The sequence below is a fragment of the Marinobacter sp. HL-58 genome, assembly GCF_001314605.1.
In the GTDB taxonomy this organism is placed as follows: Bacteria; Pseudomonadota; Gammaproteobacteria; order Pseudomonadales; family Oleiphilaceae; genus Marinobacter.
In genome coordinates, this window is sequence record NZ_LIHP01000018.1 from 1 (window position 1) to 16,236 (window position 16,236).

At 58.7% G+C, this 16,236-nt stretch carries 14 protein-coding genes; 4 read left to right on the forward strand and 10 right to left on the reverse strand.

Features of this window, described 5'->3' with window-relative positions; translation table 11 throughout:
• The 3 genes from HLUCCO03_RS16110 to ald form a co-directional block, all read right to left on the reverse strand.
• Positions 1–1,269, reverse strand: a 1,269-nt coding sequence (locus HLUCCO03_RS16110; RefSeq protein WP_292016745.1) for a carbohydrate porin, incomplete at its 3' end; no start/stop codon positions are given.
• A gap of 329 nt (positions 1,270–1,598) precedes the next feature.
• A complete protein-coding gene (locus HLUCCO03_RS16115) occupies positions 1,599–2,171 on the reverse strand; it encodes a glutathione S-transferase N-terminal domain-containing protein (RefSeq protein WP_027829966.1) in 573 nt (190 codons plus the stop codon).
• Positions 2,172–2,194: 23 nt separating this feature from the next.
• A complete protein-coding gene (ald, locus tag HLUCCO03_RS16120) occupies positions 2,195–3,313 on the reverse strand; it encodes an alanine dehydrogenase (protein ID WP_027829967.1) in 1,119 nt (372 codons plus the stop codon).
• Between the two features lie 159 nt (positions 3,314–3,472).
• Here ald and HLUCCO03_RS16125 point away from each other — a divergent pair, with 159 nt between their 5' ends.
• Positions 3,473–4,288, forward strand: a complete 816-nt coding sequence (locus tag HLUCCO03_RS16125) for a dienelactone hydrolase family protein (protein WP_027829968.1) — start codon at positions 3,473–3,475, stop codon at positions 4,286–4,288.
• 10 nt (positions 4,289–4,298) lie between these two features.
• On the opposite strand, the gene HLUCCO03_RS16130 is transcribed toward HLUCCO03_RS16125, so the two are convergent.
• The 6 genes from HLUCCO03_RS16130 to cysZ form a co-directional block, all read right to left on the reverse strand.
• Positions 4,299–4,994, reverse strand: a complete 696-nt coding sequence (locus tag HLUCCO03_RS16130) for a lysophospholipid acyltransferase family protein (protein WP_027829969.1) — start codon at positions 4,992–4,994, stop codon at positions 4,299–4,301.
• 138 nt (positions 4,995–5,132) lie between these two features.
• A complete protein-coding gene (locus HLUCCO03_RS16135; protein ID WP_007154967.1) occupies positions 5,133–5,339 on the reverse strand; it encodes a cold-shock protein in 207 nt (68 codons plus the stop codon).
• Between the two features lie 233 nt (positions 5,340–5,572).
• Positions 5,573–5,953 (reverse strand): fluoride efflux transporter CrcB, encoded by a 381-nt coding sequence (gene crcB / locus HLUCCO03_RS16140; RefSeq protein ID WP_027829970.1) that lies wholly within the window; start codon positions 5,951–5,953, stop codon positions 5,573–5,575.
• Between the two features lie 125 nt (positions 5,954–6,078).
• Entirely contained in the window at positions 6,079–8,532 is a 2,454-nt protein-coding gene (locus HLUCCO03_RS16145) for an acyl-CoA dehydrogenase (RefSeq protein WP_292016754.1), read from the reverse strand.
• Positions 8,533–8,635: 103 nt separating this feature from the next.
• Positions 8,636–11,500, reverse strand: coding sequence for an RNA polymerase-associated protein RapA (gene rapA / locus HLUCCO03_RS16150; protein ID WP_027829972.1), 2,865 nt, complete (start codon positions 11,498–11,500; stop codon positions 8,636–8,638).
• A 35-nt stretch (positions 11,501–11,535) separates the two neighbouring features.
• The gene (cysZ, locus tag HLUCCO03_RS16155) at positions 11,536–12,291 is read right to left on the reverse strand and encodes a sulfate transporter CysZ (RefSeq protein ID WP_027829973.1); all 756 of its coding nucleotides are present in this window, start codon (positions 12,289–12,291) and stop codon (positions 11,536–11,538) included.
• A gap of 84 nt (positions 12,292–12,375) precedes the next feature.
• Here cysZ and HLUCCO03_RS16160 point away from each other — a divergent pair, with 84 nt between their 5' ends.
• Positions 12,376–12,789, forward strand: a complete 414-nt coding sequence (locus tag HLUCCO03_RS16160; protein WP_036197051.1) for a VanZ family protein — start codon at positions 12,376–12,378, stop codon at positions 12,787–12,789.
• A 468-nt stretch (positions 12,790–13,257) separates the two neighbouring features.
• On the opposite strand, the gene HLUCCO03_RS16165 is transcribed toward HLUCCO03_RS16160, so the two are convergent.
• Positions 13,258–13,923: a methyltransferase gene (locus HLUCCO03_RS16165; protein ID WP_027829974.1), complete on the reverse strand. Its 666-nt coding sequence runs from the start codon at positions 13,921–13,923 to the stop codon at positions 13,258–13,260.
• 134 nt (positions 13,924–14,057) lie between these two features.
• Between HLUCCO03_RS16165 and mnmH the strand changes: the two genes are divergently transcribed.
• Complete coding sequence (gene mnmH / locus HLUCCO03_RS16170; RefSeq protein WP_027829975.1) at positions 14,058–15,149, forward strand: tRNA 2-selenouridine(34) synthase MnmH; 1,092 nt, start codon at positions 14,058–14,060, stop codon at positions 15,147–15,149.
• A 163-nt stretch (positions 15,150–15,312) separates the two neighbouring features.
• Positions 15,313–16,146 carry a mechanosensitive ion channel domain-containing protein gene (locus HLUCCO03_RS16175; protein WP_027829976.1) on the forward strand — a complete coding sequence of 278 codons (834 nt, stop codon included), beginning with the start codon at positions 15,313–15,315 and terminating at the stop codon, positions 16,144–16,146.
• Positions 16,147–16,236: the final 90 nt, after the last annotated feature.

Below are 16,236 nucleotides of genomic sequence, written 5' to 3' on the forward strand. Positions count from 1 at the left end.
ACGGTTCCAGAAGCCACCCACCTGTGGCTTGAAGGTCGGTGCGATGGTAAAGCGGGCATAATCCCCATCCACATCACCACGCCCTTCGTAGCCCTCGGTCTCCAGATCCATCATCTGCCAGGAGGCCTCGTACTGCATCTCGAAGTTGGCCCCCAGCTCGTTGGCCAGGCGGGTGTTGAAGGTGAGCCACTGGTATTCGTCCCCTTCCACATAGCGGTCCGTGCTGGTTTCCGCCATGATCGCCGGGGCAATCCGCCAGCTATCGCTCAGGTAGGTGGTGCCGTAGACACCCAACCGGGTGCTGACGGCATCCTCATGCAGATTGCCGTCGGCACCGATGTTCTTGACCTCCGCACCCAGGCCCTGGCCGTGCAGCAGGGCAATCTTGTAGTTACCTTCCGAAACTCCGAAAAAGCTGTCGCCGTGGTAGGCCAGCATGGTATTCACACCGGTGTCGGCCGCCTCGGTCACGCCGCCCACTACACGCTCATCGTTGTCTGCCGCGGACATGCCGTTGATCATCCACTGCACATTACCGAAGTAGTTGTTGGCTGTGAGAATCAAGTTGTCGGTGTCGGAGGTGCCATCGGTGGTGTCAGGATCGGAGGGAAAATCCAGGAAGCTGCGGCCATACAGCGAGAAGTTGGACTTCACCGAATCGCTGAAGGTAACGTCGTATAGACCGGCCCCGGTGCCCGCCAGGAACACGAAATCGCTGTCGAGCCAGTGGATGTCGAAGTTGTCCCGGTCAAATCGCTTGCCGGCCCAGATGGAGGCATTCTCGAAAATACCGGTAAAACCGGCCAGGTTGCTGAATTCCACATAGGCCTGGCGAACATTCAGGGCGCCGTCATCCGCGGTCCAGTCGTTACTGGAGGTGGTGGAATCGGCAATCATCAGGCGGTAATGGGACCTGGTGCCGTTATCCGCCACGCTCTTGTAGTTGAGCATGGCTTCCAGATAGGTGTCCGGCTCGTTACCCAGCCGGCCCACGGCACCACCAACGGAGCCGGCGGGGGTCAGGTAGGGGCCGCCGGGGGCGCTTTTGCCCTCGTTATTCAGCAGCAGCCCGGAGCGGGCGTAGGTGTTGAACGAAAAGCCTTCGTCACCCCGGGCGTGGGGCTCGACCTCTGCCAGCTGCTGCTCCAGAGCAGACAGGCGGTCTTCCACGCTTTCCTGGGCCTGCAGATTTACGGAAAGGCCTGAAATCATCGCCGTGGTGACAATCGTGGCTATCGGGCGGTGGCAAGGTGTAATGCGAAATCTCATTGTTGGAACCTCATCTTGTTTTTGTAAGGTCTGATTTCCGTTCAGCGTTGAGCTGGCACTTAATGCATTAAGCTACGTGATAAAACACTCCGCTTTTCAACATTACCGCTATGACATCAATGGATCGGAGGCTTTATGCGCCGCCCAAGCTGTCGTCGTTTCTCAATCATTTTTGCCGGCCGCATTTTGGATGCACACGAACTTAAATGATTAAGTAATGACCAAAGATAATTTCGGTAGATAGGATCTGCAACCTTGAGGGGAACTTAATTTTAACTTAATTTTTCAGGCGGGAAAGCAGACCAGGCCAGGCCCGGTCTGCCGGAAGATTACGATTTCCTGGGGTCCGTGGCGCCAATCCGCTCATTGTCGCGGTGTTGATTGCGGAAGCTGATGAGGCTCTCAATGCCGGAGAAATCCACCAGATCCCGGAAATCAACCCAGTCCACCAGGCAATACAGGCAGATAGCCGGGTAGTTCCACTGGTTAAACTGACCTTCATCGACCATGGCCGCCAGGGTGCGCATCGTCATCATGATGCGCTCACGCTGGAGATTGAAAAACATCAGGTTTTCGCTGATATCAATACCGGAGCGGGAGGACAGCAGCAGGATTACCGCAGAGTCGTTGGCGGCATCAATGAGCGTCAGCTGGTTTTCCTGGTCCCAGGTCAGCGGGGCCAGGCCCTGTTTTTCACTGATGTAACGGGCAATCACGCGGGAGTCATACACCTCCTGGTCACCATCAATCAGCATGGGAATTTTCAGCGCCGGATTGTTACGCCTGAGCTCATCCCGGCCCTGGCCATAAATGTCGAGATTCACAAATTCGTAGTCGGTATCGGCCAGCAGCAACCGGATACGCCTTACGTAGGGGGATGTGGTAGAGCCTATCAGTTTCATGCAATCTCCTTGTTCGAGTGGGGTCACTCTCCGAGCAGGGTTTCAGGGGCGGCAAACTCATAGCCGGTGGCCTCTGCCACTTCCCGGAATGTCACCTTGCCCCTGTAGACATTCAGGCCATTTCGCAGGTGGTGGTCGTCTTTCATTGCCTGCTCCGGCCCCTTGTTGGCAAGGGCGGCGATAAAGGGCAGTGTTACGTTATTCAGTGCCAGTGTCGAGGTTCTGGCAACGGCCCCCGGCATATTGGCAACGCAGTAGTGAACCACGCCATCTACAACATAGGTTGGCGCATCATGAGTTGTCGGCCTGGAGGTCTCGGTGCAACCACCCTGATCGATGGCGACATCAACGATAACGCTGCCCTCCGGCATCCGGCTGACCATGTCGCGGGTGACCAGTTTGGGCGCGGACGCCCCGGGGATCAGAACCCCACCGATGACCAGGTCCGATTCAGTCACTGCTTCATCCAGGGTGGCAGCGGTGGAAAACAGGGTGCTGATCCGGTTGCCATACAGATGGTCCAGGTTCCGCAGCACATCCATATTGCGGTCCAGAACCGTCACCTGGGCGCCCAGCCCGATGGCCATGGCCACCGCATTCTGCCCGACCACACCACCGCCGATGACGGTCACCCGTGCCGGGCTGACTCCGGGAACGCCGCCTAACAAAACGCCGCGGCCACCCATGGATTTCTCCAGGCAATGGGCTCCCGCCTGTATCGACATTCGCCCCGCCACCTCCGACATAGGCGCCAGCAATGGCAATCGGCCATGACTATCGGTAACGGTTTCATAGGCGATACAGGTGGCGCCGGATTTCACCAGGTCGTCGGTCTGGGCCTGGTCCGGCGCCAGATGCAGGTAGGTGAACAGGGTGTGATCCGGCGTCAACAATGCCCTCTCGTTGGCCTGGGGCTCCTTGACCTTGACGATCATCCCGGCGGCAGCATAAATGGCAGGGCCATCATCAAGAATCTCGGCGCCGGCCTTCTGATAGTCCTCGTTACTGAACCCGATGGCTGATCCGGCGCAGGCTTCAACATAGACGCTGTGCCCGTGATTACAGAGTTCGTGAACCGCCGCGGGGGTCATCCCTACCCGGTATTCATGGTTCTTGATTTCCTTGGGTACGCCGATTTTCATGCCTTGCTCCCTGAGCCCGTCCGGTAAACAATGTGTCATCCGGTAAAGTGTAGTAAAAAGCTCTGACACCGGCAGTAGCAATTGAATGCATCGGTTCAATCGGTCCCGGCGTAAAACACCGGACAAACCAGGCAATCGACCCAAACGGAGAAGGAACACATGAAGACATACAAGCGTGCAATGGCCTCAGCCCCTCTGTCACTGGCGGCGGCTCTTGCCCTGGCAAGCGGACAGGCATCAGGCGAAATGAAGACAGAAACCGTGGAATATGAAGTCGACGGTGAAACCTTCACCGGTTACATGGCTTACGACGATGAAGCCGAGGGCAAACGCCCCGGGGTTCTTGTGGTTCACGAATGGTGGGGCCACAACGAATTTGCCCGCGAGCAGGCCGAGAAACTTGCGGCATCAGGCTACACGGCGTTCGCACTGGATATGTACGGTTCAGGCAAGCTGGCAGAACACCCTGATGATGCCGAGAACTTTATGAAGGAAGCGACAAAAGACATGGACCAGGTCAAGGCCCGGTTCATGGCTGCCAAGAACCTGCTGGAGCAGCACGACAGCGTCGACAGCAACAAGATTGCCGCTCAGGGTTATTGTTTCGGCGGAGCCGTGGTGCTGAACATGGCCCGCATGGGTGTGGATCTGGACGCGGTGGTGAGCTACCACGGTGCTCTTAGCAGCCCCATCAAGGCGGAAGCGGGAAAGGTTCAGCCCAGGATCCATGTCTATACCGGCGGGGCGGACCAGATGGTGCCTTCAGACCAGGTGTCCGGCCTGGTAAAGGAAATGCAGGACGCCGAAGCCGACCTGACCCTGGTCAGTTTCCCGAAGGTGCTGCACTCCTTCACCAACCCGGACGCCGACAAGATCTCTGACCAGTTCAACATGCCCATTGCCTATAATGAGGACGCTGCCAAACGCTCCTGGGAAGGCACCATGCGCCTGTACGAAGAAGTCTTCAACGACTAGTGTCCCGCCCTCAGAGGGCACCTTCAATGGTGCCCCTCACTTCCTCACGGACATCTTCCACCTCCCGGCCGGCTGTCGCCACCGGGGGATGAATAACGATATCAATAACGCCAGGTGAGAATGCCGCTGTGCCTTTTGGCAGACGGTCGTGGGAGCCCCGTATTGTTACCGGCAGAATGGGTAACTGGCCATCACGGGCGATCACGAAACCGCCTTTTTTGAAAGGCAACAGTTTGCCATCCCAGGATCGGGTCCCTTCCGGGAATATCAGGATACTGGTGGCCTCCGGGAGCTGCGCAACGCCCCGTTTGATGCTTTCAAGGGCATCACTGCCCCTGGCGCGGTCGATAAACAGGTTGCGTGATGTTTCCAGCGCCAGACCAAACAGGGGCACCTTGCGCAACTCTTTCTTGATCACCCAGCGATACTGCAGGCCCAGGGCCAGAACCAGAGCCGGCGGGTCAAAATAGGAGGCATGGTTGCTGAGGATAACGTAACGCTGTTTCGGATCGATATTTTCCTGTCCGGTTATACGCAGCCGAATCCCCGTCAGCTTGAGAATGCACCAGGCATAGACCTGGGTACCGTGAAAGGCGGCGTTTCCACTGCGGCCGGCAAGAGCGGCGATCACTATGGGCAGGAAAAGAATCACTGTCAGCAGTGTGGCCCAGAACAGTATCCAGACAGCTTTGAGGATTTTCAGCATACAGGGCCCTGAGCAACAGTTCGGTTTGGCTAGCGCAAGCAGCAGGGGATAAAAGATGTCATATCCCGGGTAAAATCACAAAACCCGGCCACAAAAAAAGGCAGCCGAAGCTGCCTTTTTGGCGGATACTGTTATCAGTTAGATAGCAGTAACGTTTTCCGCCTGAGGACCTTTCTGGCCCTGGGTAACGGTGAACTCAACCTGCTGGCCTTCTGCCAGGGTCTTGAAACCGCTGCCCTGAATTGCGCTGTAGTGAACGAATACGTCCGGGCCGCCTTCACGAGTGATAAAGCCAAAGCCTTTAGCTTCGTTGAAGAACTTAACAGTACCGGTAGTAGTAGACAAACTTCCTGAAATCAATCATTTTATCTTGCCGCCGGACCATCGTCATGATGACCGATCAGCGTTTACGGAAATACAGAACTCGCGGAATCAAAAACAGGACGGTCACTACTAACTGCGGAGGTACGTCTTATTCATGAATGCTTTGCTGAATCTTTCCTACGCAAATAACTCTACTCTTTGTTTTCGGGCTTGCCAACCCTATTTTTAATTTATTGCATAAGTAGTGGTACCCATCAGCCCCTGACCAGGCCAAAGGTATAAATTCCCAGTGCGGTCATGAGGATAGACCCGACAACGTGGGCCAGTATGCCGGCCAGGGCCATGCTCCATTTGCCTTCCTGGATGGCGGAGAACATTTCCAGGGAGAAGGTGGAGAAGGTGGTAAGGGCGCCACAAAGACCGGTTATGGCGAACAATCGCCATTCCGGCGCCAGGGAGGTGCCGTGGATAAAGTAGCCCATCAGCAGGCCGACGAGCCAGCCGCCGGAGAGGTTGGCGGCGAGGGTGCCATAGGGGATGGCGTGGTAGCTGCTGTTGAGCCAGAGGCCCAGGGCCCACCTCAGGTTGGCGCCTATAACGGCTCCGGCGCTTACCGCCAGGATTGAAAGCCACATTCTGCTGAGTTACCTCGTAGTCTGGTGCCTGCCGGATGTTGTGATCCCTTTCCGGGATACGCTACGAGCACATCCCTGTGCGCTTGAGTGAAGCCTTCCCTGGCTTCAGCCGCTATCGCCCTTTGTCAGGCCGGGTTGTGGTCGATCAGTGTGTCCTTGTTGCGGGCGAACTCGTCGAACGGGAAGTCGTCGACGGTCAGCATCTCCAGGACAACGGACTCGTACTGGCGCATGAATTCCGCTTCTTCCTTGGTGAAGATGTCGGCTTTCAGTGCTTCTTCAAAACGCTCTTCCGGGTGCAGCGCCTGCATCGGCAGCTGGCCTTTGGCGTAGGCCTTGGTGACCTTGCGGTAGAGCTGCTCGGCCTTGTCGTAGTCTTTCAGCAGGCTATTGTATTGCGCAACGGGATTCTCAACCGCGCCCTTGCCCTCGCCAGGCGTGGTCCAGGCACCGGCCAGCAGTTTTTCACGTACCGGGCTGTCAGTGGAGATGGCCCGGGCCAGTTTGCGGGCCAGGTCGTCGTGGGGCTTGTCCCAGCGGCGGCCCAGGGGCATGGTGATCGCACGCAGGGCCAGGGCAACCGGGCGGTTGGGCAGGTTCTGGAGGAATTCGTCCATGGCGTTCTCTGCCCGGTACAGCAACAGTGCCAGGCTGTATTCCATCAGGTCCCTTTCGCCGTCAACCGGCTGGGTTTCATGCCAGTTCTTGAGCACCATGGAGGCCAGATAGAGGTTGGCCAGCACGTCGCCGAGGCGGGCCGAGATCAGCTCGCGCATTTTCAGCTCGGAGCCCAGGGTGGTCATGGCGGCATCTGCGCACAGGCCGAAGGCGGCGCTGAAGCGGGCGACGCCCTGGGCGTATTTGCGGGCGGCGTGGTCGAAGGGTACGTCGGCTTTGCCGATGCCCAGTGCCTGGGTGAAGGCGCGGGCGGCGTTGCCGAAGATCAGGCCGGCGTGGCCGAAGAAGGCGTCGTCGAAGGCCTCGATGTCATCGTTGTCTTTCGCCGCCAGCTCTTTCAGCACGTAGGGATGACAGCGGATTGCACCCTGGCCGAAGATCATCAGGCTGCGGGTCATGATGTTGGCGCCTTCCACGGTGATGGACACCGCCGCACCGCTGAAGCCTATACCCAGGTAGTTACGGGGGCCAAGGGTGACGGTTTTACCGCCGTGGACATCCATGGCGTCGGTGAGTACCGCCCGCTGCATTTCAGTCAGGTGGTACTTGAGGATGGCGGAAGGCACAGCCGGCTTCTCGCCCTTGTCGATCATGTTGGCGGTCTGGTTGACCGCGGACTGGGCGATGTAGGTCTGTGCTGCAATGCGGGCCAGCGGCTCCTGCACGCCTTCCATGTCTGCCACGGGAGTATTGAACTGGCGTCGTATGCGGGTAAAACCGCCGGCCGTACCAACGGCATAGGCCGCGGCACCGGCCGCGCCGGATGGCAGGGTGATACAGCGCCCTACCGAGAGGCATTCAACCAGCATGCGCCAGCCCTGGCCGGCCATTTCCTGACCGCCGATGATGTAATCCAGCGGGATAAAGACATCCGTGCCCTTGATGGGACCGTTCATGAACGGTGTGCCAATGGGGCAGTGCCGGCGGCCGATTTCCATGCCTTTGGTGTTGCGGGGAATCAGCGCACAGGTAATGCCGTAATCCTTGGTGTCGCCCAGCAGGCCATCCGGGTCGAACATGCGGAAGGCCAGGCCCACCACGGTGGCAACCGGTGCCAGGGTAATCCAGCGCTTCTCGAAGTTCAGGCGCAGGCCCAGCACTTCCTTGCCCTCGAACTCGCCCTTGCAGACGATACCGGTGTCCGGCAGTGAGGTGGCATCAGAGCCGGCACGGGGGCCGGTCAGGCCGAAGCAGGGAATCTCCCGGCCATCCGCCAGACGCGGCAGGTAATGGTTCTTCTGCTCGTCGGTGCCGTATTTGACCAGCAGCTCGCCCGGGCCGAGGGAGTTGGGCACACCGACGGTAACCATCAGCATTTCATTGGCCGCCAGTTTCTGCAGCACCGCAGTCTGGGCCTTGGCAGAGAAGTGCAGGCCGCCATACTCTTCGGGGATGATCATGCCGAAAAATTTTTCTTTCTTGAGGAAATCCCACAACTCTTCAGGCAGGTCAGCACGCTCGACCGCCAGGTCCCAGGCATTACACATCGAGATGGCCTGGGTGCACTGGTTGTCCACGAACGCCTGCTCTTTCTCGGACAGGCCGGTGTTGCGGTTGATCAGCAGGCTGTGCCAGTCGGGGCGCCCGGTGAACAGCTCGCCGTCCCAGCTGACGGTGCCTGCCTCAAGGGCCACTTTCTCGGTATCGGAAACCTTGGGCGCCACCTTCTTGAACATGGCAAACACCCTCGGGGTCAGCCAGCTCTGGCGGAAGCCGGGCAGGCCCGCGAATGCCGTAACAGCCGCGCCGATAAACAGGACCGGTGCCAGCAGGCCCGACGCAAAAAACAGTGAAAGCACGCCTGTTACTACCATGACCCCGATGGCGGGTTTGGCGCCGGATTCCTTGCGCATTACGACAAGAAGCCCGGCAACAGCAACAAGAAACAGTATGAAAGTCATCATGGATACTCTCTGTCGTCCGTGGTTTAGAATGTCAGAAACTACAAATTGTTACGTTCAACCTACCTGATCAGATGAAGCCTGACCAGCAACTGGTTCACCATCAGGCAGTTACAATCACACGAATACCTTCCAGTGACAGGCTGGCCTGACCCAGCGCCGTTTCTGCGGCTGCAAGCTGCTCCCGGAAAAAATCGATTTCATCGGCCCGGATTGCCGGGTTTACCTTTTTCATTGCCTCCAGGCGACGGATTTCAGGGCCAAACACCTCCCTCACCCGTTCCAGCGCTGCCGTCCTCAGCGGCTCAAGGTGAGGCCCGGCCAGGTTTTCGGCATGATCGACCATGGTTTCAACCTGCGGACGAATCTGGGGCACGATGGCCTGGGCAGTGCGCCGGCGAATATTGGAACACATGTCGTTGAGCCTGTCGTGGGGCAGCGTTGCCGACAGGTCCCGCCCGTTCACATCCACCAGCAACCGCAGGGGTGAAACCGGGAGATAACGGGACAGCTGGAGCGACTCAGGGGCCGGACAATGCACGGTAAACAATGCCTCGAGCAGAAGCGTGCCGGCCGGCAGCGCCTTGACGGTCATACTGGCCAGGGCCGCCTTGCCGAGCCCGGAGCTGGTAACGGACTCCATTACTCCGGTCACCAGCGGGTGCTCCCAGCTCATGAAGGCCATATCCTCACGCTCCAGTGCCTGTTGCCGGCTCCAGGTCACCGTCAGCCCCTCTTCCGGCAGCTCTGTCACATGGCCCGCCTGGTACTGTTCCCCCGGGCGCAGCACATCCGCGTGCTCGGAATGGTCCTCAACATCCACACCAAGGATGTCACAGGCCTCGATCATATAATCCCGAACCAGAGCCGACTCTTCTTCGGACTCGATCTGGCTGATGAGTTCATCCGCCACCTCGGGGCGGCATGAATTGAGCTCGATCAGAGCGTCCCGGCCGTTGCGAAGCAGGGTGCGCAGGCGCTCAGCCTCTGCCTGCGAGGCTTCCAGCAAGGCTGGCAGCTGGTCACTGTCACCATCAATGGCGGCCTGCCACTGCGACGCCACATGGTCATGGACCGCAACACCCACCGAGCAGCTTTCACTGAAGGCATTCAGGCCTTCCTCGAACCACCGGTACTGGGTTTCCTGGGCGGTGCCCTGCAGGTAAGGGATGTGTATGTCGATAGTCTCGGTCTGGCCAATCCGGTCAAGCCGGCCGATCCGCTGTTCCAGCAGGTCAGGATTCGCTGGCAGGTCGAACAGGATCAGGTGATGGGCAAACTGGAAATTACGGCCTTCACTGCCGATTTCCGAACAGATCAGTGCCTGGGCACCCTGCTCTGTGTCGGCAAAATAGGCAGCGGCCCGGTCCCGTTCAATCAGGCTCAGGTGCTCGTGGAACGCGGCACTGCGAATGCCGGCCCGCAATTGCAGGTAGTCTTCCAGAGCCATGGCGGTGGAGGCATGGGCGCAGATCACCACCACCTTGGCGGGCCTGAGTCCCGAGAGGGTTTTTTCCAGCCAGGTAACCCGGGGGTCTTCCGCCAGCCACTGCTCTCCATCCACGGCGGCCTCGGGGGCCAGGCCCGCAATGCCATGACAGGCATCACCACCCCGGTAAAGCTGTGGACAGGGCAAACCCACTGGCAGCGGGTGGCGTTCCGGAAACCCCCTGATGGCGGCACGGGTATTGCGGAACAGCACGCGGCCTGTGCCGTGGCGATCAAGCAATGCCTCTATCACCGACTGCTCCGGGTCCCCGGAGGCAGCCAGCGCATCCAGTTCATCACCCAGCCAGTTCCCGAGTGCGTCCCGGTCCTGGTCCGAAAGTGAAGCCACGCCCTGCTCACGAATACGGGAGACCACCTGGTTGATCTGTTCATACTGCTTTTCTTCTTCCCTGAACGCTTCCAGGTCGTGAAACCGCGCCGGGTCCAGCAACCGCAGGCGGGCGAAGTGGCTGGCCACCCCCACCTGCTCCGGCGTTGCCGTCAGCAGCAGCAGGCCATTGCTGGCTGCCGAGAGTTGCTCAACCAGGCGATATTCCGGGCTGGCGCTTTCCGGGCTCCAGGCCAGGTGATGCGCCTCATCCACCACCATCAGGTCCCAGCCGGCGGCAATCGCATCGGCCTGGGCCTGCGCACTGCTCATCAGGAAATCCAGGCTGCACAAGGCCAGCTGCTCGCTTTCAAACGGGTTTTCATCAGCATCAGCCAGTTCCTCGTCCTCGTCCTGCAGCCCGGAGCCGTCTTTCATGGCCTCATAACGGCCCAGATCAATGATCGAAAACCGCAGGTTGAACCGGCGCAGCATTTCCACCAGCCACTGGTGCATGAGCGAGTCGGGCACCACGATCAGCACCCGCCGGGCACGACTGGTATGCAGCTGGTAGTGAAGGATCAGGCCCGCCTCAATGGTCTTGCCCAGCCCAACTTCGTCTGCCAGCAGAACCCGGGGGGCATAGCGCTTTGCCACTTCGTGGGCGATGTAGATCTGGTGTGGCAGGTGCTGGGTACGGGCGCCAATCAGGCCCTGGGCCGATGATGCCCGCAACCTGTCGAGGTGACGGGTGGTCGCCATTCTCAGGCGAAATGCTCCGTTGCGGTCAAACTGCCCGGCAAACAGGCGTTGATGGGGCGCCGAGAAATCCACTGCGCTGCTGAGCTTCACTTCGGAAACCTGGACCAGGTTTTCACTGGCGTCCTCCGCGTGGTACATCAGCACGCCGCCAATGTCCTCTACGGCACGGACCTCGTAACGCTCACCGTCAAAGGTCTCTATTTCCTCGCCAATCTGGTAGATGATTCGCGACAACGGTGCATTGTCGATGGCGTAGGTGCGCTCCTCATCCGCCGCCGGAAACCCCAGCGTCACCCGGCGCCCTGAAATATCCGTGACAATACCGAGCCCGAGCGCGGTGTCGCTGTGGCTGACCCACCGCTGGCCAATTACAAATTCCGATGTATCCAAGAAACCTCCGACAGATTTGATTCGCCTTGACGGCGTTACACGTCTTGATCCGATGGCCCGTTTTCACGAACCCAGTAAGCGGTTGCACCACACACCGCTGCAGGAACAACCACCAGGTTCAGGACCGGAACCATGGCGGCCAGCGCGACAGGCAATCCGAACCCCAGGGCGGACAGGCGGGTATCTCCCAGCAGGCGGCGCAGGGCGCGGAAGCTTACCCGGTGATTGTCCGCCGGGTAATCCACGTACTGCAGCGCCATCATCCAGCAATTGAAAATGAACCAGAGAACTGCCGCCACCAGATTGACCACCGGGATCAAACCGATAATGAACAGACCGATGGCACGGGGCAGGTAATAGATGATCTTCTGCACTTCCCGCCACAGGGCACGGGGAATGTCCCGGACAATCTGGCTCCAGCCGTCATCGGTGGTGACTTCCTGGCCGGTCAGGTGCTTTTCGGTCAGTTCTGAAAGATAGCCGTAAAACGGGGAACCAATGAGGTTGGCCACGATGACGAAGCCGTAGGCAAGCATCAGCAGTATCACCGCACCGTAGAGCAGCCAGAACAGCCAGTCCAGGCTCTGCAGCCAGGCCCAGTCCGGCAGCCACCCCATGGCAGCGGCGATCATTGCAGCGAAAAGCTCGGCCAGGAAGTAGAACAGAAGGCCAAATAACAAAACATTAATGACAAGGGGAATAACAACGAACAGTCTCAGCCCGGGCTGCCTTATCAGCCGGAATCCCTCTCCGAGATAACCCAGGCCGCGGAAAAAATTACCTTTCAACATACCTCGCAGCGCCTCAGCTTCGATGACAGTAACCGGGCGCAAAGCATATCATGTTGCAAACTCCACCACAGCCCGACGGTGTACATGGCATTTCTGACACAACGGATCCGCTTTCTGCTTGAATACCAACCATTCTGGCAGGTGATACTGGTTGTTTCCGCAGCATTCATCATGTATCTGGCAACCACCAGCGAACCCTACCCGGTCCCTTCCTCGGACAACGACAAATTCAATCACGCACTGGCCTTCCTGCAGCTGACAATCGTCACCCGTCTGGCCTGGCCCGGGCTCAGCCGGCTCTGGATCGCTCCCGGGCTACTGGCTTTCGGAGTGGCCATTGAAGTGGTTCAGGCCCAGCTTCCCTACAGAACCTTCGCGGTTGCCGACATCCTCGCTGACGCCGCAGGTATCGCCATCGGGCTGCTCCCGTTTCCGGATTTCATCAGGCGGCGTAAAGCCAATGACAAACCGTGGCAAGGTTCCGACCGGAACGGATAAACCCCTCCAGAATCAGACTTGAGACATCCACCCGGGGCCGTGTGAGATATTTCCTACAAGCCTGTAGGATCTTGCTGCGACGTTACGTGCGCTTACCTGACCAAGGGCGCCCGAAAATCACCAACTAATTGATATAAAACGTCTTATTATATTCTGGCGGCGATCCCAACGCTGCAGGCGTGCACAATTCACACGTTTGTCAGATTCCGATTGGTATAGTGATCACATCAAGGATGACAGGGAAAGGGACGACGCACAGGATGCACCCCGGCAACTGGATGCAGGGAGAGGCAAGGACACAGGGACGCCTCGCTTAAGGGATAACTAATCGGATCGCCGGCTCGGACGCCGGCACCACGGACTGGCAAGGGAAATTGGCAGCAGGATGGTTGCCTAAAGCGCAAGGATGCGACACCTGTTCCGAAAGGGGGTAGCTGAAAGGTTACCCTCTTTTTTTTTGCCTCCCGATTATCCCGCCAGGGCATCTCCGGCCCGATAGATCCGCACTCGGTTGAACTCTTCAAACTCATGCAGATCTGGCCAGGTACGGGCCTCGATTACGACCTGTTGCCGATAGCTCTCATCACCCAGATTCTTCATCCGGGAATCCGCCAGTAGCACCTGTGGTGCGGCCTCGCGGAACACAGACAGCAAAGGCCGGTTTTCCGGGTCGTAGAGCACGTCCGCTGCGGTCACTACATCAATACCGGCTGGCCGCGCGTTCCAGTCGTCACACAGTGACACCTTCACACCGTTCAGCCTGGCATTGGCTGCCGCCGCATCCAGCGCCGCCGGGTCGATATCACAGGCGATGGCTTCCCTTGCTCCGACCCTGGCGGCGGCAATTGCGACAATGCCGGAGCCCGAACCAAAATCCAGCACTGTCTGGTCCCGTACCAGATGAGGATTGGCCAGAATGTAGGCTGCAAGCACCTGACCGCTGGCCCAGCAGAACGACCAGTACGCCGGCTCGGCTACAACGGCCTGGGCTTCGTCATGACTGATCGGCCCCTCCAGCACCGAAGGATCAAACAGGTACAGGGAAATTGCCGGACATCCAGCCGGCGCCGTGGCTGCCACCCGCCCGCGGTTCAGTGTCTTTGCGAGGTGCCTGTTGAGAACGTCAGGGGTCATGACTAATCCGGAACTCCGAACCGAGAAGGCATGCATTGTATCGACAGCAAGAGCAGGCAGCATCCGCGGACGAGCAAAAAAGCAGCACGTTCGTTATACTGCGACCTCATTTTCAGCACGAACCGAAGCCTGTCATGCCGTCCAGAACCGACACCAGCGACTACCTTTCCCTGTTCCTCAATGACGTGCCACTGATGGACGTGCGGGCCCCGGTGGAGTTCAGTAAAGGCAGTTTTCCCGGTGCCATCAATGCCCCACTGATGAATGACGACGAGCGCCACAGGGTGGGCATCTGTTACAAGGAAAAGGGACAGGATGCGGCCATCGAGCTTGGCCACCAGCTGGTATCCGGAGACATCAAGGCGCAGCGCCTGGAGGCCTGGCGGCGTTTTGCCGCCCGCTATCCAGACGGCTACCTGTTCTGCTTCCGCGGGGGCCTGCGTTCGCGCCTGACCCAACAGTGGATTCGCGAGGCCGGCATTGACTATCCGCTGGTCAGCGGCGGCTACAAGGCGATGCGCCGGTTCCTGATCGACAGCCTGGAAGCACTGATTGAATCCTCGGAGTTTGTCATTCTCAGCGGCCGCACCGGTACCGGCAAGACCCGGGTACTGCAACAACTGCCCAATCCGATCGACCTGGAAGGCCTGGCCAATCACCGAGGCTCAAGCTTTGGCCGCCAGGTAACACCACAGCCATCACAGATCGATTTTGAAAACCATCTCGCCGTAGCCATGCTCAAGGCTCACCACCAAGTTGGCGGACCGGTTTACCTGGAAGACGAAAGCCGGCTGGTAGGGCGCTGTGCCCTGCCGGAAAGCCTGCGGGATCGGATGGCATCGGCCCCCCTGATGGTGCTCGACCAGCCTGTTGAGGAACGCATCCGGATCATCCGGGAGGACTATGTTGAGCAGATGGCAGCTAACTACGTCTCCCGCGACGGCGAGGAGGCCGGCTGGCTCAACTTCCGGGACTATCTCCTCAGTGCCCTGGACCGGATCCGCAAACGCCTCGGTGGTGAGCGTCACAGCCAATTGCGGCAGTTGATGGAAACCGCCCTGGACACCCAGTTCGGGACCGGCGATGTCACGGCTCATCACCGATGGATCGAATCACTGCTGAAGGACTACTACGACCCCATGTACGACTACCAGCTGAACCAGAAACAGGGGCGTATCGTTGTGCAGGGTGGGCCAGAAACCATTATCGGGTGGGCCAGACGCTGAATCCTTACGTACAGGGCCTTCAGACGAACGTGTACCCGTACCGGATTATACGTTTGTCATGAACCTCTGCTATAACACGTCGGAGGCCGAGAGTGTGGCTGCCTCCCGTGTTCCCTGTCAGATTTCAGGAAACCAGTCATCAAAACCAACAAGGAGCAACTGAATGGACGACCTTCTGGGAACCAATGTTAATGCGTCGGAACTCTGGGACCAGGCATTGGCACTGATTATGACCTACGCCCCGAAATTCGTGCTTGCCATCATCACACTGGTCATCGGTCTGTGGTTGATTAACCGCTTCGTTGCAGTGCTCGACAAGAAACTCGGGGCAAAAGACCCCACCCTGAACAAATTCCTCTGCGGCCTGATAAGCGCTGTTTTCAAGGTGATGCTGCTGATCTCGGTCGCCTCCATGATCGGCATCGCGACCACCTCGTTTATCGCCGTTATCGGTGCCGCCGGCCTCGCCATCGGCCTGGCCCTTCAGGGCAGCCTGGCCAACTTTGCAGGCGGCGTGCTGATCCTGATCTTCAAGCCCTTCAAGGTGGGGGACACCATCGAAGCCCAGGGCTTCCTGGGCGCCGTGGCCGAGATCCAGATTCTCTATACCGTGGTCAACACCTTCGACAACCGCCGCATCGTGATCCCCAACGGCAGTCTGTCCAACGCAACCCTGGTTAATGTCAGCATTTACGACAAGCGCCGCTGCGATATGACCTTCGGTATCGGATACGGTGATGACATCGACAAGGCCAAGGCCATTCTCCAGCGCCTTTTTGACGAGGACGAACGCTCTTTGAAAGACCCGGAGCCTCGTATTTGTGTGGCTGGACTGGGAGACAATTCCGTGGACCTGATGTTCCGGGCCTGGGTGGCCACTGATGACCTCTGGCCGTACTACTGGGACATGCACGAAAAAGTGAAGAAGGCGTTCGACGCCGAAGGCATCACCATCCCCTTCCCTCAGCGGGAAGTGCATGTCTACAAAACCGAGTGATTGGTATCTCAATAACACAATCGGTAACTCGCATTCTGTGCCAGCTCAACTAAGCTGACCAATAATGGCGGTGGCGACTGCCAGAGCAGC